Annotated in this window: 23 protein-coding genes; 5 read left to right on the top strand and 18 right to left on the bottom strand. The window is 67.9% G+C overall.

Translation table 11 applies throughout. The annotated features are described in order from the left end of the window. The 3 genes from ACUDCK_RS02090 to ACUDCK_RS02080 all read right to left on the bottom strand — a co-directional run bounded on the left by ACUDCK_RS02090 (position 1) and on the right by ACUDCK_RS02080 (position 5,719). Entirely contained in the window at positions 1 to 2,940 is a 2,940-nt protein-coding gene (locus ACUDCK_RS02090) for a putative Ig domain-containing protein (protein ID WP_175167204.1), read from the bottom strand. After that, the gene (locus ACUDCK_RS02085) at positions 2,937 to 4,400 is read right to left on the bottom strand and encodes a hypothetical protein (RefSeq protein ID WP_175167205.1); all 1,464 of its coding nucleotides are present in this window, start codon (positions 4,398 to 4,400) and stop codon (positions 2,937 to 2,939) included. The genes ACUDCK_RS02090 and ACUDCK_RS02085 overlap by 4 nt, the downstream gene beginning before the upstream one ends. Positions 4,401 to 4,816: 416 nt before the next feature. Further along, positions 4,817 to 5,719 (bottom strand): AEC family transporter, encoded by a 903-nt coding sequence (locus tag ACUDCK_RS02080; RefSeq protein ID WP_054503576.1) that lies wholly within the window; start codon positions 5,717 to 5,719, stop codon positions 4,817 to 4,819. A gap of 117 nt (positions 5,720 to 5,836) precedes the next feature. On the opposite strand from ACUDCK_RS02080, the gene ACUDCK_RS02075 reads away from it, so the two are divergent. Beyond that, positions 5,837 to 6,073 (top strand): helix-turn-helix domain-containing protein, encoded by a 237-nt coding sequence (locus ACUDCK_RS02075; protein ID WP_054503577.1) that lies wholly within the window; start codon positions 5,837 to 5,839, stop codon positions 6,071 to 6,073. Positions 6,074 to 6,077: 4 nt separating this feature from the next. On the opposite strand, the gene ACUDCK_RS02070 is transcribed toward ACUDCK_RS02075, so the two are convergent. Next, positions 6,078 to 6,617: a hypothetical protein gene (locus ACUDCK_RS02070; protein WP_054503578.1), complete on the bottom strand. Its 540-nt coding sequence runs from the start codon at positions 6,615 to 6,617 to the stop codon at positions 6,078 to 6,080. Between the two features lie 61 nt (positions 6,618 to 6,678). Between ACUDCK_RS02070 and ACUDCK_RS02065 the strand changes: the two genes are divergently transcribed. The 3 genes from ACUDCK_RS02065 to ACUDCK_RS02055 are packed head-to-tail and all read left to right on the top strand — an operon-like array spanning position 6,679 to position 9,735. Next, a complete protein-coding gene (locus tag ACUDCK_RS02065; protein WP_175143723.1) occupies positions 6,679 to 7,572 on the top strand; it encodes an alpha/beta hydrolase in 894 nt (297 codons plus the stop codon). A 32-nt stretch (positions 7,573 to 7,604) separates the two neighbouring features. Beyond that, positions 7,605 to 9,176: a glutamate--cysteine ligase gene (gshA, locus tag ACUDCK_RS02060; protein ID WP_175167206.1), complete on the top strand. Its 1,572-nt coding sequence runs from the start codon at positions 7,605 to 7,607 to the stop codon at positions 9,174 to 9,176. Positions 9,177 to 9,213: 37 nt separating this feature from the next. Beyond that, positions 9,214 to 9,735, top strand: coding sequence for a lipocalin family protein (locus ACUDCK_RS02055; RefSeq protein WP_054503581.1), 522 nt, complete (start codon positions 9,214 to 9,216; stop codon positions 9,733 to 9,735). A gap of 99 nt (positions 9,736 to 9,834) precedes the next feature. On the opposite strand, the gene ACUDCK_RS02050 is transcribed toward ACUDCK_RS02055, so the two are convergent. From ACUDCK_RS02050 to ACUDCK_RS01990, 13 genes are all read right to left on the bottom strand, one after another. Next, positions 9,835 to 10,776, bottom strand: coding sequence for a succinylglutamate desuccinylase/aspartoacylase domain-containing protein (locus ACUDCK_RS02050; RefSeq protein WP_054503582.1), 942 nt, complete (start codon positions 10,774 to 10,776; stop codon positions 9,835 to 9,837). A gap of 2 nt (positions 10,777 to 10,778) precedes the next feature. Beyond that, complete coding sequence (locus ACUDCK_RS02045) at positions 10,779 to 11,768, bottom strand: Bug family tripartite tricarboxylate transporter substrate binding protein (RefSeq protein ID WP_175167207.1); 990 nt, start codon at positions 11,766 to 11,768, stop codon at positions 10,779 to 10,781. A 161-nt stretch (positions 11,769 to 11,929) separates the two neighbouring features. Continuing rightward, complete coding sequence (locus tag ACUDCK_RS02040) at positions 11,930 to 12,844, bottom strand: LysR family transcriptional regulator (RefSeq protein WP_054503584.1); 915 nt, start codon at positions 12,842 to 12,844, stop codon at positions 11,930 to 11,932. Positions 12,845 to 12,869: 25 nt separating this feature from the next. Beyond that, positions 12,870 to 13,754, bottom strand: coding sequence for an alpha/beta hydrolase (locus ACUDCK_RS02035; protein ID WP_175167208.1), 885 nt, complete (start codon positions 13,752 to 13,754; stop codon positions 12,870 to 12,872). Then, positions 13,747 to 14,508 (bottom strand): GntR family transcriptional regulator, encoded by a 762-nt coding sequence (locus tag ACUDCK_RS02030; RefSeq protein ID WP_175167209.1) that lies wholly within the window; start codon positions 14,506 to 14,508, stop codon positions 13,747 to 13,749. The genes ACUDCK_RS02035 and ACUDCK_RS02030 overlap by 8 nt, the downstream gene beginning before the upstream one ends. An 82-nt stretch (positions 14,509 to 14,590) precedes the next feature. Continuing rightward, the gene (locus tag ACUDCK_RS02025) at positions 14,591 to 15,616 is read right to left on the bottom strand and encodes a carbon-nitrogen hydrolase family protein (RefSeq protein WP_064524951.1); all 1,026 of its coding nucleotides are present in this window, start codon (positions 15,614 to 15,616) and stop codon (positions 14,591 to 14,593) included. Positions 15,617 to 15,635: 19 nt separating this feature from the next. Continuing rightward, positions 15,636 to 16,328, bottom strand: a complete 693-nt coding sequence (locus tag ACUDCK_RS02020) for an ABC transporter ATP-binding protein (protein WP_054503587.1) — start codon at positions 16,326 to 16,328, stop codon at positions 15,636 to 15,638. Further along, on the bottom strand, positions 16,315 to 17,079 hold the full coding sequence (locus ACUDCK_RS02015) for an ABC transporter ATP-binding protein (RefSeq protein ID WP_064524954.1): 765 nt from the start codon (positions 17,077 to 17,079) through the stop codon (positions 16,315 to 16,317). The genes ACUDCK_RS02020 and ACUDCK_RS02015 overlap by 14 nt, the downstream gene beginning before the upstream one ends. 100 nt (positions 17,080 to 17,179) lie before the next feature. Beyond that, positions 17,180 to 18,166: a branched-chain amino acid ABC transporter permease gene (locus ACUDCK_RS02010; RefSeq protein ID WP_175167210.1), complete on the bottom strand. Its 987-nt coding sequence runs from the start codon at positions 18,164 to 18,166 to the stop codon at positions 17,180 to 17,182. Continuing rightward, entirely contained in the window at positions 18,163 to 19,077 is a 915-nt protein-coding gene (locus ACUDCK_RS02005) for a branched-chain amino acid ABC transporter permease (RefSeq protein ID WP_064524957.1), read from the bottom strand. The genes ACUDCK_RS02010 and ACUDCK_RS02005 overlap by 4 nt, the downstream gene beginning before the upstream one ends. Next, the gene (locus ACUDCK_RS02000; protein ID WP_059269127.1) at positions 19,074 to 20,243 is read right to left on the bottom strand and encodes an ABC transporter substrate-binding protein; all 1,170 of its coding nucleotides are present in this window, start codon (positions 20,241 to 20,243) and stop codon (positions 19,074 to 19,076) included. The genes ACUDCK_RS02005 and ACUDCK_RS02000 overlap by 4 nt, the downstream gene beginning before the upstream one ends. A gap of 58 nt (positions 20,244 to 20,301) precedes the next feature. Then, complete coding sequence (locus ACUDCK_RS01995; RefSeq protein ID WP_020925409.1) at positions 20,302 to 21,213, bottom strand: fumarylacetoacetate hydrolase family protein; 912 nt, start codon at positions 21,211 to 21,213, stop codon at positions 20,302 to 20,304. Between the two features lie 90 nt (positions 21,214 to 21,303). Continuing rightward, positions 21,304 to 22,428, bottom strand: a complete 1,125-nt coding sequence (locus ACUDCK_RS01990; protein WP_175167211.1) for a cupin domain-containing protein — start codon at positions 22,426 to 22,428, stop codon at positions 21,304 to 21,306. A 207-nt stretch (positions 22,429 to 22,635) separates the two neighbouring features. On the opposite strand from ACUDCK_RS01990, the gene ACUDCK_RS01985 reads away from it, so the two are divergent. Continuing rightward, the gene (locus tag ACUDCK_RS01985) at positions 22,636 to 22,896 is read left to right on the top strand and encodes a hypothetical protein (RefSeq protein ID WP_049070880.1); all 261 of its coding nucleotides are present in this window, start codon (positions 22,636 to 22,638) and stop codon (positions 22,894 to 22,896) included. Positions 22,897 to 23,125: 229 nt separating this feature from the next. Here ACUDCK_RS01985 and ACUDCK_RS01980 read toward each other — a convergent pair whose 3' ends face one another. Further along, positions 23,126 to 24,283, bottom strand: coding sequence for a hypothetical protein (locus tag ACUDCK_RS01980; RefSeq protein WP_175167212.1), 1,158 nt, complete (start codon positions 24,281 to 24,283; stop codon positions 23,126 to 23,128). Between the last annotated feature and the right edge of the window lie 95 nt (positions 24,284 to 24,378).

The raw sequence follows: 24,378 nt of genomic DNA, 5'->3' as shown, positions 1-24,378 counted from the left end.
TCAAGGCCAGGTGACCGTGAAACTCTTGTTCACCGCATGCCCGGCCGCATCGGTCACGGTCACTTTTATCGCCGACGACATGCCCGGCGCAGCGCCGGGTCGGACCCGCAGGTTCCGCGGAGCGCGGCTGTCCGTTCCGGCTTTCGTGAATTCCAGCAGGTCGGCAACGCCCAATGCTGCCGTCATGGCGACATCGCCGACCCCGCCAGATACCGTCACGAAAGAATCGAGCGTCACGTCGGGCTCTCCCACGGCAGGTCCAGCCAGGGCGTCCGAGGTGAGTTGCACGGCCAGCGCCGGCGCGATCTCCAGGTTGAAGAAGGCCGAGGTCGGCACCGCCTCCACCAAGGGGTCCGAGATCGCGACGGCAAAGGTATTGGAGGGCGACACTTCGAGCGCCGTACCGGTTATCTCGCCGGTCGTGGAATCCATCGTCAAGCCGGCCGGCAAGCCGCCATGGAGCATGCGGTACTCAAGCTTCCGTCCGCCCGCGCCCCCTCCCTGCACAGGGCTGTAGCTGACGGCGTCGCCAATCATGTAAGCCTTGACAGGCACCCGCACGTTCGCGGTGGGCCGCTCGAACGCCAGCAGGCCGAAGCGCTCCTGCACCGTGTGCGCCGGCGAGGCGGTATCGCTGATAGTGACGGTGTAGCGCGCAATGTTGGTGTCCAACTGCTCGACCGTCGGGGTGCCCGAAATGACGCCGGTCGCCCGATCCATCGTCAAGCCATCCGGCAGGGGCGGCGCCACGTCGTACGATAGCGACCCGACGCCGCCCGACGCCGTCACTGGCGCATAGGCCGTCAGCGGTTCGTTCAAGGCCTGCGTGGTGTACGGCAGGTTGAGCGCGGCCGCCAGGTTGCCATGCACCGCGAGCGTGAAGGTGGCGGTGACGGTCTGCAAGGGATCGGCGCTGTCGGTCACCGTGACCGTGTATTCCGTGGCAGGCGACACCGCGATCGGCGTTCCGGGGACATTCTTGATCTTGCCGTTCCGCTCCTCCATTTGCAGCCCGTCCGGCAAAGGGGGCTGCACGCTGAAGTGGAGCAGGCCCAGGCCGCCCACGGCATTGACCGGGGCCTCGTCGACGATTTCGGCGTCGACCATGATGGAAACGGCCGGCTTCACCGTGGCCGCCGTCAGCGCCGGTACGACCAGCAGGGAAAAGGTGCCCTTCGCCGAATGCTCCGGCATGGCGCTGTCCGTCACGGTGTAGGTATATGTGGCGAGCAAAGACGGCGTGGTCGTGACCCCGGTGATCGCGCCGGTTCCCGCGTTCAGGGCCAGGCCCGCCGGCAGTGCCGGCGTCACGCTGTAGCGATACGGAGGCACGCCGCCCCAGGTGAGGGCCGGCGTATAGGAAACCGTGTCATGTACCCGATGTACTTCGCCGGCGTTGGGTACATTGGTCTGGAGGATCGGAAAAACCCGGAGCGAGAAGGCCGAGCTGGCCCTCTGCCCAACGCTGTCGCTGACAGTGACGGTGTAGACGGTCTCGGCAGACTCGCCCACGGCGGAACCGGAGATGCCGCCGTCGCTTGCATCCAGGCCCAAGCCTGCCGGCAAGGCAGGTGAAATCTCGAAATGGCGCGCGCCGACACCCCCGGAGGCCTCGACGGGAGCCGCGACCGTCACGGGGTCCCCCTCCGTCACGGAGATCGCATCGACCCGGCTCGTCACCGAGATCGTCTCACCAACCTCCATCATGAAAGAGGCCGTGACCGTATGCGCCGGCGAATCGCTATCGGTGACCGTGACCGCGTACGTAGTCAGAGGCGCTACCGCGACGGCGGACCCCGTCAGCATGCCAGTCGCCTCGTCCAGCGCCAGCCCTGCCGGCAATGCGGGGGAAACGGAATAATGAAGCGCTCCCACGCCGCCCGCGGCGGTCACCGGCTGATAGCTGAGCTCGCGGCCGACGACGGCGTCCGTCGTCCCCGAGGAAGTGGCGACCGCTGTCAGCAAGCCCCTGATCTCCAGCGTGAAATTGGCGCTGACCTCATGCGAGGGCGAGGCCCCGTCAGTGACCGTCACGGTGTACTCGGTCCGGGGCGATGCCATCGCGGCGGATCCCGTGATGGCGCCGGTCGACGCATCCATTGTCAATCCGGCCGGCAGCGCCGGGGCGACCGCATACCCGAGCGTACCGATCCCCCCCACGGCCGACACCGGCGTGTCATTGAGCGGATCACCCGCCTGCGCCACCCAGGTGGCACGATTGACGGTGGAGAGCAAGGCTGCCCCGATCGCCAGGCTGAACCGGGCCGTGGCGGCCCCCGGCGGCGTGCCGCTGTCGGTCACTGTCACCGTATAGTCGGTCAGTGGCGACGGGACGAGGGCGCTACCCGTCACGGCGCCGGTTTCCACGGAAAATTCCAACCCCGCGGGCAAGGCGGGAGTGACGGCGTAGTGCAACTTGCCAATACCTCCGCCGCCGCTCACCGGAACCACATCGGCGCCGACCGCTACGCCGACCAGCCAGCTTCGCGACGTGAAATTGGCGCTGGCCGACAGCGGCCCGGCCACCGTCACCTGATAGCTGCCGGCGCCTGCCTCGAACCCGGGCAGGTCGGCCGCCTGCGTGGCGGAGATGGTGGCGGAGCCCGCCGCCACCGCGGTGACCGTGCCATCGGCGGCAACGCGCGCGATGGCGTCGTCGCTCGAACGATAGGTGATCGCGCCTTTGCTGGCCGGCTGGTCGCTGAGTGCCGGGTTGCCGACGGCATCCCCGACCGTCAGCGTGACGGACGCCTGCGCGAAGCCCAGCCGCGGCGTGACGGAGACCCTTTGCACGACCACGCTGATCACGCTCAACCGCGACTGCGCGACGGCGAGGTCGACCCAGGCCAGAGCGAGGACCAGGCAGGCCCCCGTCAGGGTGTAGAGCGCCAGGTAGAACGGCGTCTTGAGAAATTGGACGATCTTCTTGCGGCTTGTCATTTCCGGCCCACCGTGATCTTGACGTTGTAGGCGGACGTGGTGGCGTCGGTGACGCGCACCAGGTATTCATCCGTTGCCGTGGGAACCGGCAGCCTGGGCAGATCCACCACGAGCTGCTCGGGCGCCACCGAAAACTGCGGCGAAATGCCGATGTCGGCGCCGTTCTTCTGCACCGACGCCAGGACCAGCGCGCCGCTGCCGACGGCGATGGTGAGTCGTTGGCCATCGGCGCTGACCTCGGCGCCGGGCGGCAAGCCGGCCTTTTCGACGAAGACTTCCCGCACCCCGGTACGGTCGACCTTGGCCAGGAAGGTCTGTGGAATGCGGTCCGGACGCGTGATGGCCTTGTCGAGCAAGCGGGCGCCGGTGTATTGCTGCATCGACTCGCGCAGCGCCAGCGAGGTATCGTCGGCCGTATGGCGTGACGGCGAAATCAGTTTCATCAGGTCGACGTAAACCATGACCGTCTTGCTGTTGAGCGCGCCATCGCGGCCGCGCGACATGCCGAACGACAGGCGCGCCTTGTCGCCCGACAAGCTGGCGATCAGATCGCGCGACACGCCGGTGGATACGCGCATGTCGAACAGGTAGTCCTTGTAGAGCGCGAACTTCACGCCGCCGGAGAGATAGGGACGATGGCGGCTCTCGACCGAGCCGTCGCCCATCGGGTAGCGTTCGTGTTCCAGGCCGAGCGACGAGCTGAGCACCAGCGAGGAGGACGGCGCGTATTGCAGGTCCACACTGGCGCCGTACAGCCGGCCGGTGGAGATGCGGCGCGGGTCGTAGAGCACGCGGGTGTAGTTGGCATAGTCCTCGAGCACCGTGCGGCTCGACAGGTCGTTCCGGCTGTGCGCCCGCGCGCCCCAAGCGGACGCGCCCAACGCATGCAGGCCAAGGCCAGACTCGGGCGTGAACAGGCGGCGCGCCGACAGCACGCCCGCCAGTTGCGTGACCGGCACGCGCGCGCTGCCGGAATCGAAATCGAACGACGGCCGGCCTTTCATCAGCGACACCGCGGCGTCGAATTCGTATTGCTTGCTGGCGTCGACGAAAATGCCGCGGCCAATCAGTTCGCGCTGGTATTCACCGAGCTGCATGCTCGCGCCGAGGGCGAAACGATCGGTGATGAGCCGGGCGTATTCGATGCGGCCGATCGGCGCGTTGTCCATGGCGCCGCCGCCGACCCGGAACCGCGAATCGGACGTGGACAGCGCGAAGGAATCCCGCCCCAGCGACACGGTGCCGTCGCCCACGGGCACGGTCAGGTTTGGATTCGACGCGCCCATGCGCGTGCCGGTCGCCGCGGCCATCATGGGATTGCCCCGGGCATCGCGCCGCGCCTGCTCGGCCCGCGCGGATTCCTGCAGGAAGGCAGCGAAGGCACGTTCGAGTTCGCGCTTGTCGCCGGCTTGCGGCGCCGGCAGGTCGGGCAACCCGCCCGCCGCGGCAGGTGTGGTCAAGGCGAAGGCCGCGGCCAACGCCAAGAGGACCCGCACGCAGTGGCGGGACCGAAGCCCGCCACAGTCGACGGAGATCTTGCGAGGAGACGATTCCGTATTGGGATGGGGCGCCCGAGGGGCGATGGGCTTCCGCAAGGAAACGGACTGAGGCATCTTGATATTTCCAACATCGGCCGTGGCGATGTCGCCGGAACCTGAATCACGAGGAATGCGTTGATTCTAGGTATCTGGAAGGGGCGAAATGACCGCGCGGCCGACACACAAAATTAATTGAGTGAATCGACCATCACGGTCAATTGGACTAGCAAAATATCCGAATGCCTGCGGCGAAAGAAGCGCGCGCCCTCTAGAATCGGACGGCCAGAATGCGCAATCGTCAAAGGGCGAAAATCAGCGCCGGAAAATGACACCAGGGGTCACATTCCGGCGGCGCGGCTGAACCAGAGCATCAGCGGCGCCAACAGCAGGAACACCACGGTGGACACCAGCACCGCGCCGGCGGCGGTGTCGCCCATGTCCGTGTAGCGCTTGGCGTACATGTAGCTGACCACCGCGCACGGCATGGCCATCTGCAGCGTCAGCGCGCCGGCCAGCACCGGCTCCAGATCGAGGATCCACACGATCGCCAGGCCCGCGCCCAACCCGGTCACCAGCCGCATCGCCGCCACCTTGGCGCCGTCGCGCACGCCGTTGGCAGGGATCAGCGCCAGCGCGTGGCCCAGGCTCAGCAGCATCAGCGGCACCGTCACCGCGCCCAGCATGCGGGCGGTCTCGATCAGCCAGGCCGGCACCGGGATGTGCAGCATGCGCATGGCGACAGCCACCACCGAGGCCAGCAGGATCGGACTTTTCCAACTGCCCTTGGTGTTGACGCCAGGCAGCAGCCGCACCGCGATGGTGTGCATGACGAAGGAATTGACGGCGAAGAACGCCACCGCCACCGACAGGCCGGCATCGCCGAACGCCAGTTGCGAGATCGGCAGGCCCAGGTTGCCGGCATTGGGCAGGAACGCCGTCGGCAACAGGGTGCGCACCGGCAGGCGGCCCAGCTTGAGGAGCAGGGCGCAAACCAGCGCGCACAGCAGCAGCGCCAGCAGCGTGGCGGCCGCCACGTCGGCCAGCGCGCGGTCGTCCAGGTGGGTCGTGACGAAGGTGTGGAACACCAGCGCCGGCGTGGTGACGGACGTGACCAGCGTGGTGATGAAAGCGCCGCCGAACGGCAGGTCGCGCTTGCCCCAGAAGACGCCGATGCCGACGCACGACAGGAGCGGCAACATCAGCACGATGGCCGACAAATAGAACTGCGCGATGGCCAGCATCCGTTTATTCCGTCAGAGATTCAAAGGGCGATACGCAATGGCATCATCGCTTGTCCACGGCCGATGGCCGGCCGGAACATGGGTTGTCTTTTGCCAGGAACCCGCGTCCCCGCCGCCATGTCCGCCGACCCCATTCTCGTCGCCCCGCTTGCACCGCTCAGCGTCCGGCTGTCGCCGCGCGAATCGGCTTCGCTGCTCTGGAGCGCCGCCGGCAAGACCAGTTGGGAAACCGCCCGCATCCTGGACATCAGCGAAAGCACCGTCAATTTCCATTTGCGCAACGCCTGCCGCAAGCTGCAGGTGCGCGGCCGCCGCGCCGCGGTGGCGGCGGCGATCCGGCGGGGATTGGTGTGAGCCGTCACGGCTTGACCACGACCGACCTCAGGAATTCACGCGCCCGCTCCTGCGGCAGGCTGGCCTCGGTGCCCGCCGCCACCGCCTCGATCAGCATGGTGTCGGTCACCCACACCCGCGCCCGCAGCCAGCCGGGCTTGCCCATGGCCTTGCCCTGCACGTCGATGTCCTGCCCGTAGGGCGGCCACTCGGTGGGCGGCGGCGCCTGCATGTTGACGTACAGCGAACGCATCAGGGCCATGCCCAGCGCCTGCCTGGCCACGGGATCCGCCGCGATCTCCGGCGGCAGGGGCGCCGATCCGATCGCGAACACCGCCTCGCCAACGGTGGCCGTGGCCAGCGTGAATGACAGCGTATGGGTGTCCAGCCGCAACTGGCGGGTCTCGGTCTGCACCCGGTTCGGGAACGCCGCCCGCACCCGGCCGTCCGCCACGTCCACTTCGCGCCAGTTGTAACGGGGCGAGCAGGCGCTGACCAGCAGGGCCAACACAACAATCGGCCCGGCTTTCTTGAACATGAAACGAAACAGCGATGAAATCGTCATTACCGTAAAGACCCCACGGTCTTTTCATTTCGAGGACAGCCCCAAATTGTCGCCGATTTCGATGACCCCAGCGCCCGACGGCACGCCCCTGGCCAATTACGTGTGGTCCGCCGCCCCGAATGTGCCCTCGCCCGTGATCGGCGCGGGCACGCCCGGCATCTACCTGCTGCATGGCCTGAGCGAGCATGCCGGGCGCTATGACCGGCTGGCGCGCTGGCTGGCCGCCCGCGGCTGGACCGTGGGCGCCCATGACCATCGCGGCCATGGCCGCTCCGGCGGCCGGCCCGCCACGCTGGCGCGCCAGGAGGACCTGGTGACCGACGCCGTCGCACGCCTGGCCGACTGGACCGCCGCCCATGGTCGCCCGCCGATCCTCCTGGGCCACAGCCTGGGCGCCCTGGTGGCGGTGCGGATCGCGCTGCAGCGGCTGGCGCCGATCGACGCCCTGGTGCTCAGTTCGCCGCCGTTCGTGGTCAACGTGCCGCTGTGGGTGCGCCGCACCCTGACCTGGATGTCCCTGCACGCGCCCGACCTGCGCGTGCCCCACGGCCTGGCGCCCGCGCGGATTTCGCATGACCGGGCGGTGGTCAAGGCCTACCGGTCCGATCCGCTGGTGCGGCGCAGCATGACCGGCCGGCTGGCCCGCTTCGTCGATGACGGCGGCCGCGATTCCCTGCGGGAAGCCCACCTGCTGGCCTGCCGCACCCTGCTGATGGTGGCCGGCGACGACTCCATCGTGGCGGCCGAGGGCAGCCGCCAGTTCGCCCAGCGCGCGCCCGCCGAATTGCTGACATTGCGCTGGTACGACACCGCCTGGCACGAGATTTTCAACGAAACCGCCCCTATTGCCGACCCGGTCTACGCCGACCTGGACGAGTGGCTGGCGCGCACCGCCGCGCAATTGTCCCTGTCCCCAGTACTGGCTCCCTCGGCAGAGGAGGCCAGCACCCCGTAAAATCCGGCGACAGACCCCATCGAGAAGATTCCGTGACTGATACCGCCGCCCAACGCCTCTCCCGCCTGGAGGCCAACCGCTCGCTCCTGACCCAGACCCTGAGGGGCATCGAGAAAGAAGGCCTGCGCGTCGACGAGCAAGGCATCCTGGCCCGCACGCCGCACCCGGCCGGGCTCGGTTCCGCGCTGACCAACGAACACGTCACCACCGACTATTCGGAATCGCTGCTCGAACTGATCACCGGCACCCACGACAACGTCGACGCCCTGCTGGCCGAGCTGACCGCCACGCATCGTCACGTCTACAGCGTGCTCGACCACGAGCTGATCTGGAACCAGTCGATGCCGGCCACCCTGCCGGCCGAGGCCGACATTCCCATCGCCTGGTATGGCACGTCCAACACCGGCATGCTCAAGCACGTCTACCGCCGCGGCCTGGCCGAGCGCTACGGCAAGACCATGCAATGCATCGCCGGCGTCCACTACAACTTCTCGCTGCCCGAAACGCTGTGGTCCGTGCTGGACACGCAGCCCGGCACCGACCAGGACCGTCGCTCGCGCGGCTACATCGGCCTGATCCGCAATTTCACGCGCTACTCCTGGCTGCTGATGTACCTGTTCGGCGCGGCGCCGGCGCTGGCGCGTGATTTCCTGCGCGATGGCGAACACGGCCTTCAGCGCCTGGGCGACCACACCCTGTACCTGCCCTACGCCACCAGCCTGCGCATGAGCGACCTGGGCTACCAGAACAAGGCGCAGTCGCAGCTCAAGCTCTGCTACAACGATCTCGACACCTTCCTCGGCCGCCTGTACGACGCGGTCACCCAGCCCTGGCCCGACTACCAGAAGCTCGGCACGCATCGCAACGGCGAATGGATCCAGCTCAACACCAATGTGCTGCAGATCGAAAACGAGTACTACTCCAGCATCCGCCCCAAGCGCGCCACCGGCCGCTGCGAGCGCCCCATCACCGCGCTGGCCGAACGCGGCGTGCAGTACGTGGAAGTGCGCTGCCTGGACATCAACCCCGAATCGCCGGTGGGCATCGACGCCGACACCAGCCGCTTCGTGGATGCCTTCCTGCTGTTCTGCGCCGCCTCCGACAGCCCGTTCTTCCCCGCCAACGGCTACTGTCAGCGCAGCGCCGACAACTTCGCCACCGTGGTCAAGGAAGGCCGCAAGCCCGGCCTGCAACTGGACCGCGACGGCAAGGCCATCGGCCTGGCGCAATGGGGCCAGGAACTGCTGGACCAGATCGCGCCGTACGCGGCCCTGTACGACTCGGCCCTGGGCGGCAGCGCCTATGCCGACAGCCTGGCCGCGCAGCGCGCCAAGCTGGGCCAGCCCGACGCCACGCCGTCCGCGCGCCTGCTGGCCGCGCTGACCGACAGCGGCGAATCGTTCCACGACTATTCGCTGCGCCAGAGCCGCGCGCATGCGCAGGCGCTGCGCGCCCAGCCGCTGCCGGCGGACGTGGCGGCCGAATACCGCCAGGCCGCGCTCGACTCCAGCGCCGAACAGCGGCGCATCGAGCAAGCCGACGACGTCGATTTCGACACCTACGTGGCGCGCTATCACGCCGCGCTCAAGGCGCCGCGCAAATAAGGCGTATCGTTAGGGTTTTGGATCAGGAGGCTTTCCCATGCGCCGCATTGCAACATTACTGTTGGCCGTCGCCGCCAGCGCGGCCGGAATCGCCCACGCCGCGCCGCCGCCCATGCAGACCGTGGAGTCGGTCGACCTGAAGCGCTATGCCGGCATGTGGTACGAGATCGCCAACTTCCCGATGTTCTTCCAGCGCAACTGCGTGGGCGACACCACCGCGGAATACACGCTGCATCCGGACGGCACCGTGGGAGTCAACAACCGCTGCCGCACCAAGGACGGCGACATCGACTCGGCCACGGGCACCGCCACGGTGGTCGAAGGCAGTAACAACGCCAAGCTCGAAGTCTCGTTCTTCAAGCCGTTCAAGGGCGACTATTGGGTCATCGGGCTGGACCCGGACTACCGCTGGGCAGTGGTCGGCACGCCCGACCGCAAATACCTGTGGATCCTGTCGCGCTCGCCGCAACTGCCCAAGGAAGACCTGGATCGCGCACTGGCCGCCGCCACCGCGCAGGGCTACCAGCTCGACGAATTGCGCTACACGCCGCAGAAGTAGTGCGCGGCCGGCCCGGCGGCGATACGGCCAGGGCCCGGCCACGCGGTCCGCGACCGCGCGATACGCGCGGCGTTCAGACCGCGCCCACCGCTCGCGTGGTCAGCCCGCGTAGTCGCGCGCCAATCGCACCACCGTCACGCCCGGCTTGAGCTGACGCAGCGACGGCATCACCAGCGTGCAGCGGTCATAAGGCGAAACGATCGCCCGGCCGTCGGCCCAGCCGATCACCGATCCCGCCTTTTCCAGCGTCTCCAGGCCCTGCCAGGGCTGCGCGAAGCTCACGTCCATCGACGGCGCCACCACCGCGTCGGTCACTTCCAGCACCCGCTGCGCGGCGTCGGGCTGCCGCCAGCCGGCCGGGATGTCGGCGGCATCCACCACATCCGCCGCGACCAGCATGCGCGCCACCATGTCGCGCGCCACGTCGCGGGCCGCCGGATCGCCGTGAAAGCCGCATTCGATCAACAGCGCGCAGGCGTCGCCGCGCGCCGGATCCCCGAACTGCGCGAAGTCGCGCATGCGCACGCCGTCCTTGTGGCCGGCGTCCACGATGACGTGCCGCGGCGCCTTCAGGCGCCGCGCCAGCGCGATATTGCGCGGCAGGACGCCCGTCAACAAGAGCGGCGCGCCCGGCTCGTGCATGGAATGCAGGTCCAGCAGCCAATCGGCGCGCTCGACCCACGGCCGCAATTGCGCCGCTCGCTGGCGGTCGCGGGTCGTGGGGTTGTCCAGGCGCTCGGCGCTCCAGACCCGGTTCATGTCCTCGTCGACGAAACGCGAGGCGTCATGGCGCGCCAGATCGAAACGGTCGAAGGCTGGCAGGTTGCAGAACGCCAGCGTCAGGCGGCCGCGGCGCGGCCGCAGGCCCGCGGCCAGCAGGTCCTTCAGCGCCCAGGCGCCGCACAGCTCGTTGCCGTGCACCAGCGCGGACAGCATCAGCGCGCGGCCGGGCAGGCCCGAGTCGAAGTGCCAGACGCCCGGCGTATCGGTATTGCCCAGCCGCTCGGCGGCGAGATCGGGAACGGGCAGCGTGAAATCCATGATTACTGCGCCTCGATCTTGGCCGCCTTGACCAGCGCCCCGTACTTGCGCGCCTCGGCGGCCTGCGAGGCCACCGGATCCAGATCCGGCTGCGCCAGCACGCCGCCGGCCTCCAGCATCTTGGCGCGGAATTGTTCCGACTTGAGCGTATCGGCCAGGGCCTCGCGCAGCTTGGCGGCCACCGGCTCGGGCAGGCCGGCCGGGCCGTACAGCGAGAACGTGATGCTGAGGTCGACCGCCTCGAACCCCGGGGTCTCGGCCAGCGCCGGAATGTCAGGCGCCACCGCCGAACGCTTGGGCTGCGTCACGCCCAGCGCCACGATCTTGTCGGCGCGCACTTGCGGCAGGCCCGAGGACAGCACCAGCACGCCGAAATCCAGTTGGCCGCTCATCAGGTCGGTCACCAGCGGCGACACGCCCCGGTAAGGAACATGTTCAGCGCGCGTATTGGTTTCCTGGTTGATCATCTCGCCGGCCAGGTGCAGCGTGGTGCCGACGCCGGACGAGCCGTAGTTGAAGCTGCCCGGCGCGGCGGCGCGCAGCTTCTGCAGGTATTCGGCGGCGGTCTTCACGCCGGAATTCTTGCTGGCCGCCAGCATCATGGGCTGCGTGGCGATCACGCCCAGGGCGGTGAAGTCCTTGGCGCCGTCGTACTTGACGGCGCTGTTGATCATGCGGGCGACCACCATTTCATTGGTCGAGCCCAGCAACAGCGTGTAGCCGTCCGGCGTGGCGCGGGCCACGCGCTGCGCGCCGATGGTGCCGCCGGCCCCGCCGGCGTTCTCGACCACCACGCTCTGGCCGATGCGCTTGGCCAGCTCCTCGCCGAACAGACGCGCGGTCAGGTCGACGCTGCCGCCTGCCGGATAGCCGACGATCAACGAGACCGGGTGGTCGGGGTAACCGGCGGCGATGGCCGGCGAGGCGATCAACGAAACGGCGGCACAGAGCGCGACCGACGCGCCGCGCAAGGCGTGCGGAACGAATTTCATGAATTTCTCCCTGGGGTGCTGAGGTGGACGGCGGCGCCGTCTCGTTCGAGTTTCGGGAGACATTCTGCGCGTGGGCCGGCGGCATGATGTGCCAAGTCGGCACATTTCCGTGCTAATTCAGATTGCCGCCGGCCTGCCCCTGCGAGCAATGACGCGCCGCTTCAGGCCTTGCGATTGGCGGTGGCTTCCCAAGCCGCCTCGGCGAGGTCGGCCAGGCGCGCCCGCGAGCGGTACAGCCGCACCTCGAAGGCGATCTCGTCGCTGCGGCCGCCCAGCGACACCAGGACGCCGCGGCGACAGTCGGCCGCCACCATCGACCAGGGCAGCCAGGCCACGCCCAATCCCTTGAGCGCCGCGCCATGCGCGGCATCGAGCGAATCGATGCGCACGAACGGCGTCAGCGCATAGGGCGTGGATTCGAGCCTGTCGCCCAGGATGCGCTCCATCGACAGGCCGCCGGCGTAGGTAATCAGCGGCGCCGGCTGACCGCCCTCGCTCAGCACATAGCGGGCGCGGCCGCGGCCATCGGCCTGGCTGACCGGCACCAGCTTGTCGGTGCCCAGCGTCATGTAGCGATAGCGCACCGGGTTGAGCTGCATGGACAGGGCCGGATGCTCGTAGCAGCACAGCAGGTCGACCTTGCCCTGCTCCAGACGCATCGCCATGTCTTCCATCTTGCCGGTGGAAATCTCCAGTTGCGTGCCTTCGGTCAGCACCTTGGGTGCGCGATGGCGCAGCCGCGCGATCCAGTCGCCCACCACGGTACGCGACAGGCTGCGGCCGGTGGCGATGCGCAGCACCGCCTCGCCGCCCGCGCCGGAACTGCGGATGCGATGGCGCACCAGGCCCATCTGCTCGACCACCTGGGTGGCGGTCTTGAGCAGCGCCTCGCCCTCGGCGGTCAGCGTCACCGGCACGCGCTGGCGCTCCACCAGCGGCGCGCCGGCCCAGGCCTCCAGCGCGCGGATCCGGCGCCCGAAGGCCGGATGCGTGACGTGCCGCGCCTCGGCGGCGCGCACGAAGCTGCCGCTCTGCGCCAGCGCAATCAGGTCTTCGAGCAGTTTCAGGTCGGCCATGGCGCGCCCGTGTCCGTGAACGCGCTCAGGCTTGCGCCAGGCCCATCATCGCCAGGGTGGCGCGGGTCAGATCGCTGGCCGGGTCCTCCAGTTCGTTCACCAGGTCGAAGTGGTTGCAATGCGGCGTCGGGATGCGCGTGGCCTGCAGGCCGGCGCCGGTCCAGGCGCGCTCGAAGGCTTCGGTCTGGTTCTTGAAACCCTGCGTCTCCAGGCCGCCGACGGCCAGCAACATGGGGCCGGCGCGCTCGGGCAGGTTGAAGATCGGGCTGTGTCGCGCGGCCTGCTCCGGCGTCAACTGCAACCAGGTATTGGGCAGCACGTCGCACAGCGGTCGCAGGTCGAACAGGCCGCTCAGCGCCAGCGTGCCCTTGACCACGTCATCCGGCACGCCATAGCGCGCCGGCCAGGCGGGCGCTGCCAGCATCGCCGCCAGATGCCCCCCGGCCGAACTGCCGCCGACGTAGATACGCTCGGGATCGACGCCGTACGTCGCCGCGTTGTGGTACAGCCAGGCCAGCGCCGAGCGCATCTCGCGCACGATTTCCGGCAGCGTCGCTTCGGGCGCCAGGGTGTATTCCGGCACCGCCACCGCCGCGCCGGCCGCGTTGAAGGCCTCTGCCATCACCGGCGCGTCTTCCTTGCGCTGCGCGCGCCAGTAGCCGCCGTGGATGAACACGAACAGCGGCGCCGGGCCGCGGTTCGCCGCCGGCAGGAAAAGGTCCAGCCGCTCGTCCTGGCCCATGCCGTAACGCAGGTTCAGCAGGCCGGGGCGGCGCGACTTCACCGCGGCGGCCGACTCGGCGTAGCGGCGCACGCAGGCGTCGAAGTCCGCCACCGACTCGCGGGCGTTGTATTGCACCTCGCGCTCGGCGATGGTGGGGAAAAAGAGATCGATGTCCGCGTCACGCATGAATGGGCTGCCTGTCGTCCTGGGAAATGATGTGTTCGATGAATTGCGCCGTCTTGCGGTAATGCGCCGCCAGCATCGCCACCGAGCGCTCGACGTCGCGCGAGAGCGCGGCATCGAGCAACTGGCGATGCTCGTCGTCGACATTGCGTTCGGGGCCGTAGGCGGTGGCGCCGGCGCGCGCCGGGCGCCGGTAGCGTTCGGTCTGCGCATACAGTTGTGTGGACAGGTCCAGCAGCCAGTGCGAGCGGCAGGCGCCGATCAGCGCGTGGTGGAAGTCCAGGTGGCGCGCCTCGAGCGATTCCTCCAGCTCCTGGCTGGGCGGCACGGCCTCGCCGGCGCGCTGCGCCGCCAGCGTCAGCGCGTGGTAGGCGCCGACCAGCCGCGCCTCCCAGGCGTCATCGGCGTTGGCCAGCGAGCGCCGCAGAGCGTCGCAATCGATCAGGATGCGGGTCTCGCAGGCGTCCCACATTTCCTCGACCGACAGCGGCGCGATGCGAAAACCGCGCGAGGTAGTGGTGATCACCATGCGTTCGCTGCGCAGCCGGTTCAGGGCTTCGCGGATCGGGGAAAAGCTGCTGCCGTAGCGTTGCTTGAGCAATTCCAGGCGCAGCGACTGGCCCGGCGCGAACGCCCCGCTCATGATGTCGCGCCGGAGCAGGCGGTAGACCTGCTCGGACAGCGTGATTTCCTCTACCTCGGCGTTCCCGTCGGCGCCGGGCTCGTCCTGGCGGGAAGCTTTGATTCTTGGCTTCAACGTGCTCTCCAGATGTCAGCGGCCTTGAGGCCGGGGCCGGCGGGCGCTCAGGCGGCCCATTCTACCCGCGGCCCGGTCGCCCCTAGCCGCGCGCCTCGGGCAACGGCTCGAAGTCTCCGTCCAGCTCGGCGGCGCCCGATTCGGCCAGGTCGTCATAGCGCGCCGCCTGCAGCGGCCGCCGGTTCACGCGCAGGTCGAACACGTCGAAGCGGTTGTAGTGGCCGACGATGTCGTGCATCTGGCGCGGCTGGATGCAGCGCGACAGGTCGATCTCGGCGTAGACGATGCCTTCGTCGTCGATCAGCGGTTCGCCGATGACGCGGCCGTCCGGCCCCAATATTCCCGAAAACGCGCTGTTGCGGCGCGCCAGCATCTCGCGCGCTTCCGGATGGCTGGCGCTGATGGCGTCCTGGATCTCGGTGGAAATGGTCGAGCACGACACCACCGTGAACACCTTGCCCTCGAATGAATGCGCCGCCGCCCGCAGGCGGATGGCCTCGGCCATGTCGTAGTCGGGCGGCGCCACCGGCAGCGAGATATAGCTGGCGACGTGCACCATCTCGCCCTGCGCCAGCAGCGAGAAGCGCGCCAGCGTGTTGGTGTTCTCGCCGCAGGCCAGGCCGCCGAGCTTGCCGACGGACGTGTCATACACGCGCAGCGACTCGCCGTCGCCGTGGGCCCAGGTCAGCTTCTCGGCCCAGGTCGGCACCAGCTTGCGGTGGCGGCCCAGGACGCGGCCCTCTTCGTTGATGAAGACCATGGTGTTGTAGATCGTGCCGACGCCATGCCGGCTGCGCTCGTTCACCCCCACCACCACGTTGACGCGGTGCTGGCGCGCGGCCTGGGCGATGCGGCGGATCTCCGGCCCCGGCAGCTCGATGGCGCTCTTGCAGAGCTTTTCGAACCACGGGCTGCCCTGCACCGGGTTCATCACCCAGCTCCAGTAGGGATAGGCCGAGACGAACACTTCGGGAAAGGCCACCAGGCTGGCGCCGTTGCCGGCGGCCTCGGCGATCAGCGCGCAGGTCTTGTCGACGGTGGCGTCGGTGTCCAGGAACACCGGGGCGGCCTGGACGGCGGCGGCCTTGAAAACGGGCAGGTTCAACATGCGTGTGCTCCTATTGCGGTCAGATGCCGAGATAACGTTGCGCCAGGTCGGGCTGCGCGGACAGTTCCGCGGGCGCGCCCGACCAGGCCACGCGGCCCTTGTCGACGATGTAGTGACGGTCCACCAGCGTCGCCATCTCGGGCAGGTTCTTGTCGATCACCAGGATGGTCTGGCCCTCGGCCTTCAGCGCCCGCAGGCAACGCCAGATTTCCTGGCGGATCAGCGGGGCCAGGCCTTCGGTGGCCTCGTCCAGGATCAGCAGTTTGGGATTGGTCATGAGCGCGCGGCCGACCACCAGCATCTGCTGCTCGCCGCCCGACAGCGTGCGCGACGACTGCGCGCGGCGCTCCTTCAGGCGCGGGAACAGCGCGTAGACCCGCGCCAGGTCCCAGCCGCCAGGCGCGGCGCGCGAGGTCGCCACCAGGTTCTCTTCCACCGACAGCGAGCCGAACACGCGCCGCCCTTCCGGCACCAGCCCCACGCCCAGCCGCGCCACCGCGCTCGGCGCGGGCCGCGCCAGCGTCTGGCCGCGGAACTGGACCTGTCCGCCGGTGGCCGGCAGCATGCCCATCAGCGTCTTGATGGTGGTGGTCTTGCCCATGCCGTTGCGGCCAATCAACGAGATCACCTCGCCCTCGGCGGCCTCGAAGGCCATGCCGAACAGCACCTTGCTCGATCCGTAGCCGCCGGTCAGGCCCTCAACCTTCAACATGTTCTTCTCCCAGGTAGGCGGCGCGCACTTCCGGATGGCGCCGCACCTCGTCGGGCGCGCCGCTGAACACCACCTTGCCGTAGACCAGCACGCTGATGCGGTCGGCCAGCGCGAACACGGCGTCCATGTCGTGCTCCACCAGCAGGATGCCGTAGTCGCCCTTCATGCCCAGCAGCAGGCGCGTCATGCGCGCGGATTCTTCCGGCCCCATGCCGGCCATGGGCTCGTCCAGCAGCAACAGGCGCGGCGAACGCGCCAGCGCCACCGCCAGTTCGAGCTGGCGCTTCTCGCCGTGCGCCAGGTCGGCGGTGCGCACGTGGCGCCGGTCCGCCAGGCCGACGTGGGTCAGCCATTGCATCGCCTGCGCCTTCAGGCCGGCATCGCGGCGCGGATCCGACCAGGCGCCAAAGGCGCGGCCGCCCTTGAGCATGCTGGACAGGATGACGTTTTCCAGCGCGGTGTATTCCTGGCACAGCTCGGTGATCTGGAACGAGCGGCCCAGTCCCAGGCGGGCCCGCTCGAAGGCGCGCAGCGCCGTCACGTCGCGTCCGTCCAGCTCGATGGTGCCCGAGTCCGGCCGGATCTCGCCGCAGATCTGCGCGATCAGCGTCGACTTGCCGGCGCCGTTCGGGCCGATGATGGCGTGGATCTCGCCGGCGCGCACGTCCAGGTCCACGCCGTTGGTGGCGACGACCGCGTCGAAGGCCTTGCGTAGCTGCGTCAGGCGCAGCAGGGTTTTCGTCTCGTTCATTCCTGGTGTCGGCTTACTATCGGGATGCCACGGATCCGGCTCCGCCGGTCCGTCGGCATGCCCCCTGGAGGGGGAAGCGCGAAGCGCCTCGGGGGTGGGCTCAATCCGCATGGCGCGTCTCCAGCAAGCGACCGAACAGCCCTTTCTGCCCCCACAGCACGACCAGCACCAGCACCGGCCCCATGTACAGCAGCCAATGCTCGGTCAGCGACGACAGCATCTGCTCCAGTCCCAGGAACACCGCCGCGCCCGCGATCGGACCCAGCAGCGTGCCCACGCCGCCGAGGATGACGATGGCCATCAGCTCGCCCGACTTGGTCCAGGCCGCCATGTCCGGCGTCACCAGCCCAGCATAGTTGGCCCACAGCACCCCCGCCAGACCGGTGCCCACCGCCGACAGCACGAAGGCGCTCAGGCGGTACGGCGTGGGCGCCACGCCCAGGTTGATGGCGCGCCGCTCGCTCTGGCGTAGCGCCTGCAGCACCATGCCAAAGCGCGAGTTGGTGACGCGGATGCACAGCAGCGTCCAGAGGGTCAGCAGCGCCAGGCAGACGTAGTAGAACGTCAGCGGGTTCTCCAGGTTCAGGCCGGGCAGCACGTTGCGCTGCGAGATCATCAGGCCGTCGTCACCGCCGTAGAACTGCAGCGACACCAGGATGAAGTACACCATCTGCCCGAACGCCAGCGTGATCATGATGAACTGCACGCCGCGCGTGCGCAGCGCCAGGTAGCCGAACAGCCAGCCCGCCAGCGCGCACACCGCCAGCGCGATCGGCCACACCACCAGCGCGGCGTTGCTGCCGGCCCAGCCGAACAACGGGCCGGCTTCGGTGGTGTGGAAGGCGATGATGCCCACCGCATAGCCGCCCAGCCCGAAGAACATCGCGTGGCCGAAGCTGACCATCGCGCCGTAGCCGATCACCAGGTCCAGGCTGACCGCGGCCAGGCCGTAGATCAGGAAGCGCGTCACCACGCCGATCAGGAAGGGCATGTCGGTGGCCGCCGCCGCGCCCGGCAGCGCCAGTAGCAGGATCAGACCAGCCAGCCCCCAGCGCGCGCGATTCGAAAGTGTCTTTGCCATCATCATCCTCGCGCCGGGAACAGCCCGCCCGGCTTGGCGATCAGCACGATCGCCATCAACACATAGATACTGGCCGAGGCCAGGCCCGCCGCCAGCGGATCGGCCGTGGCCGGCGAGAACATCGCGCCCAGCAGTTGCGGCAGGAACGCCCGCCCCATGCTGTCGACCATGCCGACCAGCAGCGCCCCCGCCAGCGCGCCGCGCACCGAGCCCACGCCGCCGATCACGATGACCACGAAGGTGGTAATGAGGATGCGTTCGCCCATGCCGATCTCGACGGCCAGGAGCGGCGCCGCCATCACGCCCGCCAGCCCGCACAGCAGCGCGCCCAGGCCGAACACCAGGGTGTAGAGCTTCTTGATGTCCACGCCCAGCGCATCGACCATTTCACGGTCGTCGGCGCCGGCGCGGATCAGCATGCCGATGCGGGTGCGGTTTACCAGCCACCACAAGCCCACCGCCACCAGCGCGCCGACCGCGATGAACGACAGCCGGATCAGCGGATACTGGAACCCCGGCGCCAGCGTCACCGCGCCTTCCAGGAACGACGGGATGCCCACCAGCGGCGGCCGCCGGCCGAAGATCAGGCTGACCGCCTCGTTCGAGAACAGCAGCAGGCCGAAGGTGGCCAGCACCTGGTACAGGTGGTCGCGCTTGTACAGCTTGCGGATCACCAGCACCTCCACCGACAGGCCGTACAGCCCCGCCCCCAGCAGCGCCGCCAGCACGCCCGCCAGGAACGAGCCGGTGGTGCCGATGGCGTAGGCCGCGCAGTACGCACCCACCATGTAGAACGAGCCGTGGGTCAGGTTCACCACGCCCATGATCCCGAAGATCAGGGTCAGCCCGGCGGCGAGCAGGAACAGCATCGCGCCGAACTGCAGCCCGTTGAGCAACTGTTCGAAGAGCAGTGTCATGACGGCATCTTGCAGAATTGGGCGTAGGCGTCCTTGTCATCGGACACCAGCTTGCGCACCAGGCGCGGCGACAGGCCGCCGTCGGCGTCTTTCTCGATGCGCATCAGGTACAGGTCCTGCACCGGATGCTGGTTGGTGTTCATGCTGAACTTGCCGCGCAGCGAGGCGAACTCGGGCTTGCGCAGCGCGGCGCGGAACTCGGCCTGGCGCGACAGGTCGCCGCCGGTGGCCTTCAGGCCAACGCCGATCAACTGCGCCGTGTCATAGGCCTGCATGGCGTAATCGGTGGGCACGCGGCCATAGGCCTCCTTGAACGCCTGCACGAAGGCTTTGGACTGCGGATTGTCGAAGTCCTGCGACCAGATGCCGGTGATGTAGGCGCCCTGCGCCGCGTCGCCGGTGGCCTTGATCATGCGCGCATCCATCGAGAAGCTCGGCATCAGCATCGGCACGGTCTTGTTCAGGCCGGCCGCGGCATATTGCTTGACGAAGTTGATGCCGGTGCCGCCCGGATGGAACTGGTAGACGGCGTCGGGCGCCAGCGACCGCACCCGCGCCAGCTCGACCGAGAAGTCCGACTGATCCAGCTTGGTGTAGATCTCGGCCACCACCTCACCCTTGTAGGTGCGCTTGAAGCCCTCGATGGCATCGCGTCCGGCCTGGTAGTTCGGCGCCAGCAGCGCCACGCGCTTGTAGCCCAGCTCATTGGCGGCCACGCCGCCCGCCGTGTGGAAGGCATCGTTCTGGTACGAGGCGACGAAATAGTTCGGGTCGCACTTCTCGCCGGCGAAGCTCGACGGGCCGGGGTTCAGGCTGACGTAGAACGCGCCCGACTTGACCACGCCCGGCGCCACCGCCGCCAGCACATTCGAAAAGTTCACGCCCGTGAACAGCTTGATGCCCGACTGCAGCATGCGGTCGGCCGCCTGCTTGGCGTTGGCGGGCTTGAGGCCATCGTCCTCGATCACCAACTGCACCGGCACGCCGCCCAGCTTGCCGCCGCCCTGCTTGATCGCCAGATTGAAGGCGTCGCGCTCGTCCTCGCCGATGTAGCCGGCCGGCGTCGACAGCGTGGCGATGAAGCCGATCTTGACTGGCTCCGCGGCGTGCGCGATGCCCCCCAGCGTCCAGGCCAGGCCCGCCGCCAACATGGTTTGCTTGATCATTGTTTTCCCCTTGGAGACCGCCGCGCCCGCCGTTTCGTGGCGGGCGCTGGAATTTCGCCTAGACCGCCACCACCGGATGCCGCAACGTGCCGATGCCTTCCACGCACGCCACCACCACGTCGCCCGGCCACAGCCACTCCTGCGGCTTGCGGCCCGCGCCCACGCCCTCGGGCGTGCCGGTGGCAATGATGTCGCCCGGCTCCAGCGTGATGCCGGCGCTGATGTCCGAGATCAGGAAGGGCACCTTGAACAGCATGTGGCGCGTGTTCGAGCCCTGCTTCTTCTCGCCGTTGACCGTCAGCCACAGATCCAACACCTGCGGATCGGGAATCTCGTCGGCCGTGACGATGCAGGGGCCGAACGGCGCGTAGGTGTCCTGGCCCTTGGAATAGATCCACTGGCCGGCGCGGCGGCAGTCGCGCGCGCTCATGTCCAGCATCACGCTATAGCCGAACACGTACGACAGCGCGTCGGCCTCGGCCACGCGCGTGGCGCGGCGGCCCATGATCACCGCCAGTTCGACTTCCCAGTCCAGTTGCTGGGTGATCTTGGCGTTGTGCTCGATGGCGTCGCCCGGGCCGATCACGGTGGTGGGCGGCTTGGAGAAGATCACCGGCTGCTTGGGCAGGTCGGCCGAGGTATCGAGCGTGCGGCTCGATTCGGCCACGTGCTCGACGTAGTTCAGGCCGATGCCGAAGATGTTCTTGCGCGGACGCGGAATCGGCGCCAGCAGCTTGACGTTCTCCTGCGGCAGCGCGGTGCCCACGGGCCAGGCGCCGCGGTACGACTCCATCAGCTTCGAGGCCTGCGCCACGGCCACCGGGCCCAGGTCGATGAAGGCCAGCATGTCGTCCGGCAGCGCGACGCCGCCGGCCTGCCCCAGCAGGGCCAGGTCGATCACATAGCCTTCGGCCAGCGCGCCCAGGCGGGCGGCGGCGGTGGGATGGGCGCGAAAAGTTACCAAGCGCATAGGAACTCCAGGAAATTCAAGACGAGTTGAGACAGGCGCCCGGCCTGCGCCGGGCGGCGGATGAAAATTCGATGGGATTGGCGCCGGCCGCTAGATCAGTTTCTGGTGACCGTCGTTGTCCTTGACCGCTTCCTCGCGGTAGAGCGCCAGCGATCGCATCACCGGCAGGTCGTTGAAGCAGAACAGGCAGGCGTCGTCGCTGGACGACAGGTTGGCGTGCTCGTGCACGGCCCACGAGGGCACACAGAAGATGTCGCGCTCGGTCCAGTCGTAGCGCTTGCCGTCGATGACCGAAAAGCCGCTGCCCTTGGCCACCTGGTAGAGAAAGCTGCCGGTGTGGCGGTGGGCCTTGGTGTGCTCGCCCGGGCGCAGCAACTGCATGCTGGCGCCGATGGTCGGCATGACCGGGCCGCCGGTGGCCGGGTTGACGTACTCCATCAGGATGCCGTCATAGGGACTGCCCGCCGACACCCGCGCGTGGCGGCGCAGCGCCTCGTAGGTGGGTTCCCATTCGTACTTGAACAGCGGCGAATACGGCTTGGTCCAGCCCGTCGTCTGCGGCCGCAGCGCCGCGCTGCCCCACAGCGCGCTGGTGTCGTCCACCGGGTGCGTCACGGTCTGGTTCAGGTCGGGATGCACCGCGTAGAAGCCGGCCTCGAACGCGTTGACCAGCGGAATGTCCAGGCCGTCCTGCCAGATGCAGGTGGTGCCGTCCTCGGCCACGCCGTGCTCGTGCCAGGTGCCGTTGGGCGTGAGCACGAAGTCGTTCGCGCCCAGCGTCATCTTGTGGCCGTCCACCACCGTGAACGCGCCCTTGCCTTCCATGATGAAGCGCAGCGCCGAATGCGAATGCTTGTGCGCCGACGCCAGCTCGCCCGGCCGCATCACCTGCAGGCCCGAATACAGCCAGCCGACCGCGGCGGCGACGTCGCGCCGGCCCGGGTTGTTCAGGTAGATCACGCGGCGGCCCGCTTCCTCGGGCGACACCAGTTCGGCCGAGCGCAGCACGTGGCTGCGCAGGTCCTGGTAGCGCCAGACCACCGGCACCGACGCCGAACGCGGCGCCCAGGGCTCGATCTTGTTGGCCACCGTCCAGAGCGCCCCCGTCTCGAGCCGGGCCAGATCCTGGTAATAGGCGATGCGCTCCGGTGAATCCGCCACGTTGGCGCGACCGGCGGTGTCTTCCCGATAGGCGTCGTACCTGTTCGCTTCCATCCCTTGCCTCTTTTTTATAAAAATCAAAAGATTTTCGAAAATATTAGAGGCGAGCCGGCATTTGGGCAATCGTTGCGCGCTAGGGGTTTTCCTGGGGCGGCTGCCCCGTCCCGAAAATATTTGTGGAGCGACGAAAAACACTGTACAAAAACACAGTGCAACATGCTACATTTCGCTCGCCCGCACAACGTCGTCCAGGAGACTCCTGTGTCCGAAGCCGCTCAAATCGCCCAGACCCACGTCGTCCAATACATCGTCGTCCCTTACCGCGCCGCCGCCAATGGTGTCGCCCCCGGGGAAATCCGCCCCGCCAGCAGCGAGTTCGGCGCCATCCGCATCGCCAACTCCATGGCCGGCAAGTTCGCCGGCGTCGCCGCCTACGAGGTCATGATCGACAAGGAAACCGGCGACATGGAATCGCCGCGCATCCTGGCGCAGATCGGCACGGTGCCGTCGCTGGACGACTGACCCTCGACCGCAAAGCACTTGAAGTCCTTGGCCACGACGTTGGAGTTGTTGAGCGACTGGCCGTTGGACATGCCAACCTTCGATTCCTTGTAGCCGTCGTCCTTGTAGCCGTCGTTATCCTTGATGCGTTGGAAACCAACGCCAGTACCGATCTGTCGTGCAACGACTACACGCGACGTTATCTGCGTCGAGCGTCCCCGCCCCTCACATCCTTGCGGCAAGACAGCAATTACCTGCCGCGGGATGCAAAGCGCCAGCAGGCGGTCTGCGCCTTGCTACCCGCGGAGATCTGGCTCGAATCGAACGATTCGATCAACGGCTGCCCATCGATGCAGGCCACGATGAACGTGGACTGCGTCGCGTAGCGGTACGCCAGCCGATGCGTGGCGCCCGGCTCAAGGCCCAGGCCTTGCGTGATGTATGTGCGCTTCGTGCGCGAGAACTCGCTGCCGCGCGATTGGCAGACCGTGCCATCGCGCTGCCCATTGGCGGCATAGACGTTGCAATAGCCGACCGCCACGGGCACCTTGCAGATATTGGTGTAGGTGATGTAACCATCGGATGTCTGCCCGCGCTTCAGGCAATCACTGCGATTGGGACCGTATGCGAGCGCCTGGGTGCCTTGACCTGACTTGGCCACGCTTGCGTCCGCGCCCTGCGTTGGGGTCCTGCGGTCGGCCTGGCGCGCCGACGACCTGCTCAACTGCGCCACCTTCTGCGCCCAGGCCGTTTTCAGACAGCCCACCATGGGCGCCTCCGCTCCCTGCCGGCCAGCCTGCAGCGCCTCATACTTGCGCAGCGCCTCCTGCGCCTCGGCCAGCGTCGCGCCATTCAATTGCTTGTTGTGCCGAGTTATCGCGCTCGCAGCGCCCGCGGCATTATTCGGTCCATAGATTTGCCGTATCTCCGCCTCGCAGACGGGTTTTGCAGGGAAGGCCGGCGGCGGATTGCCGGACGCTGCCCGCAGCGACTTCGGCGCCCACTGGACGATCTGCGGCGGAAAACCGTTTTTCCTCATAACGCCAAGGCGATACTCATATTCCGTGCGCAGTGCATTGTCGTCCTTGTCCTCGCCCAGGCCCGCGATGGCGCAGTGATAGAAATGGGGGCTGCCGTAGCGTTCGCCGTTATCCTCGCGGTACTTGCCTATCCCCTTGAGATAATCGATCCATTGGACCCTGAGCGCTTTCCATGTTGCCTCATCGGCCCTTTCAACCTGGAATATCTCCGTTCGATAGAACTGGTCGGCGCCGATGCCCTCGCCAACGCGTGACAACAGGATCCCTGCCTCGCAATAGGCGGACGCGGCCACGGCGGCGTGCGCGGCCAGCATTCCGAACAGGAAGAAAATCGGACGAACCACAATACGGAAGGAAAGCGCGCGCATAAAGCCCTCCAAGCGCAGTAAGCGGATTGGGACGATATTCCCAATCCGGCCGCCCCCGCATCTCCAGGATTGGGGATACGGCGGGGCTGCCATCC

Source organism: Achromobacter sp. CF-sbj1-Ac2-l, from assembly GCF_052698165.1.
Note: the sequence above shows the minus strand (reverse complement) of the source record. Positions and strands in the feature narration are given on the sequence as shown.

Coding starts and splice junctions, on each gene's coding strand:
- ACUDCK_RS02090 (WP_175167204.1), bottom strand. CDS start 2,940: ATGACAAGCCGCAAGAAGATCGTCCAATTTCTCAAGACGCCGTTCTAC.
- ACUDCK_RS02080 (WP_054503576.1), bottom strand. CDS start 5,719: ATGCTGGCCATCGCGCAGTTCTATTTGTCGGCCATCGTGCTGATGTTG.
- ACUDCK_RS02075 (WP_054503577.1), top strand. CDS start 5,837: ATGTCCGCCGACCCCATTCTCGTCGCCCCGCTTGCACCGCTCAGCGTC.
- ACUDCK_RS02070 (WP_054503578.1), bottom strand. CDS start 6,617: ATGACGATTTCATCGCTGTTTCGTTTCATGTTCAAGAAAGCCGGGCCG.
- ACUDCK_RS02065 (WP_175143723.1), top strand. CDS start 6,679: ATGACCCCAGCGCCCGACGGCACGCCCCTGGCCAATTACGTGTGGTCC.
- ACUDCK_RS02055 (WP_054503581.1), top strand. CDS start 9,214: ATGCGCCGCATTGCAACATTACTGTTGGCCGTCGCCGCCAGCGCGGCC.
- ACUDCK_RS02050 (WP_054503582.1), bottom strand. CDS start 10,776: ATGGATTTCACGCTGCCCGTTCCCGATCTCGCCGCCGAGCGGCTGGGC.
- ACUDCK_RS02045 (WP_175167207.1), bottom strand. CDS start 11,768: ATGAAATTCGTTCCGCACGCCTTGCGCGGCGCGTCGGTCGCGCTCTGT.
- ACUDCK_RS02040 (WP_054503584.1), bottom strand. CDS start 12,844: ATGGCCGACCTGAAACTGCTCGAAGACCTGATTGCGCTGGCGCAGAGC.
- ACUDCK_RS02035 (WP_175167208.1), bottom strand. CDS start 13,754: ATGCGTGACGCGGACATCGATCTCTTTTTCCCCACCATCGCCGAGCGC.
- ACUDCK_RS02025 (WP_064524951.1), bottom strand. CDS start 15,616: ATGTTGAACCTGCCCGTTTTCAAGGCCGCCGCCGTCCAGGCCGCCCCG.
- ACUDCK_RS02020 (WP_054503587.1), bottom strand. CDS start 16,328: ATGTTGAAGGTTGAGGGCCTGACCGGCGGCTACGGATCGAGCAAGGTG.
- ACUDCK_RS02015 (WP_064524954.1), bottom strand. CDS start 17,079: ATGAACGAGACGAAAACCCTGCTGCGCCTGACGCAGCTACGCAAGGCC.
- ACUDCK_RS02010 (WP_175167210.1), bottom strand. CDS start 18,166: ATGATGATGGCAAAGACACTTTCGAATCGCGCGCGCTGGGGGCTGGCT.
- ACUDCK_RS02005 (WP_064524957.1), bottom strand. CDS start 19,077: ATGACACTGCTCTTCGAACAGTTGCTCAACGGGCTGCAGTTCGGCGCG.
- ACUDCK_RS02000 (WP_059269127.1), bottom strand. CDS start 20,243: ATGATCAAGCAAACCATGTTGGCGGCGGGCCTGGCCTGGACGCTGGGG.
- ACUDCK_RS01995 (WP_020925409.1), bottom strand. CDS start 21,213: ATGCGCTTGGTAACTTTTCGCGCCCATCCCACCGCCGCCGCCCGCCTG.
- ACUDCK_RS01990 (WP_175167211.1), bottom strand. CDS start 22,428: ATGGAAGCGAACAGGTACGACGCCTATCGGGAAGACACCGCCGGTCGC.
- ACUDCK_RS01980 (WP_175167212.1), bottom strand. CDS start 24,283: ATGCGCGCGCTTTCCTTCCGTATTGTGGTTCGTCCGATTTTCTTCCTG.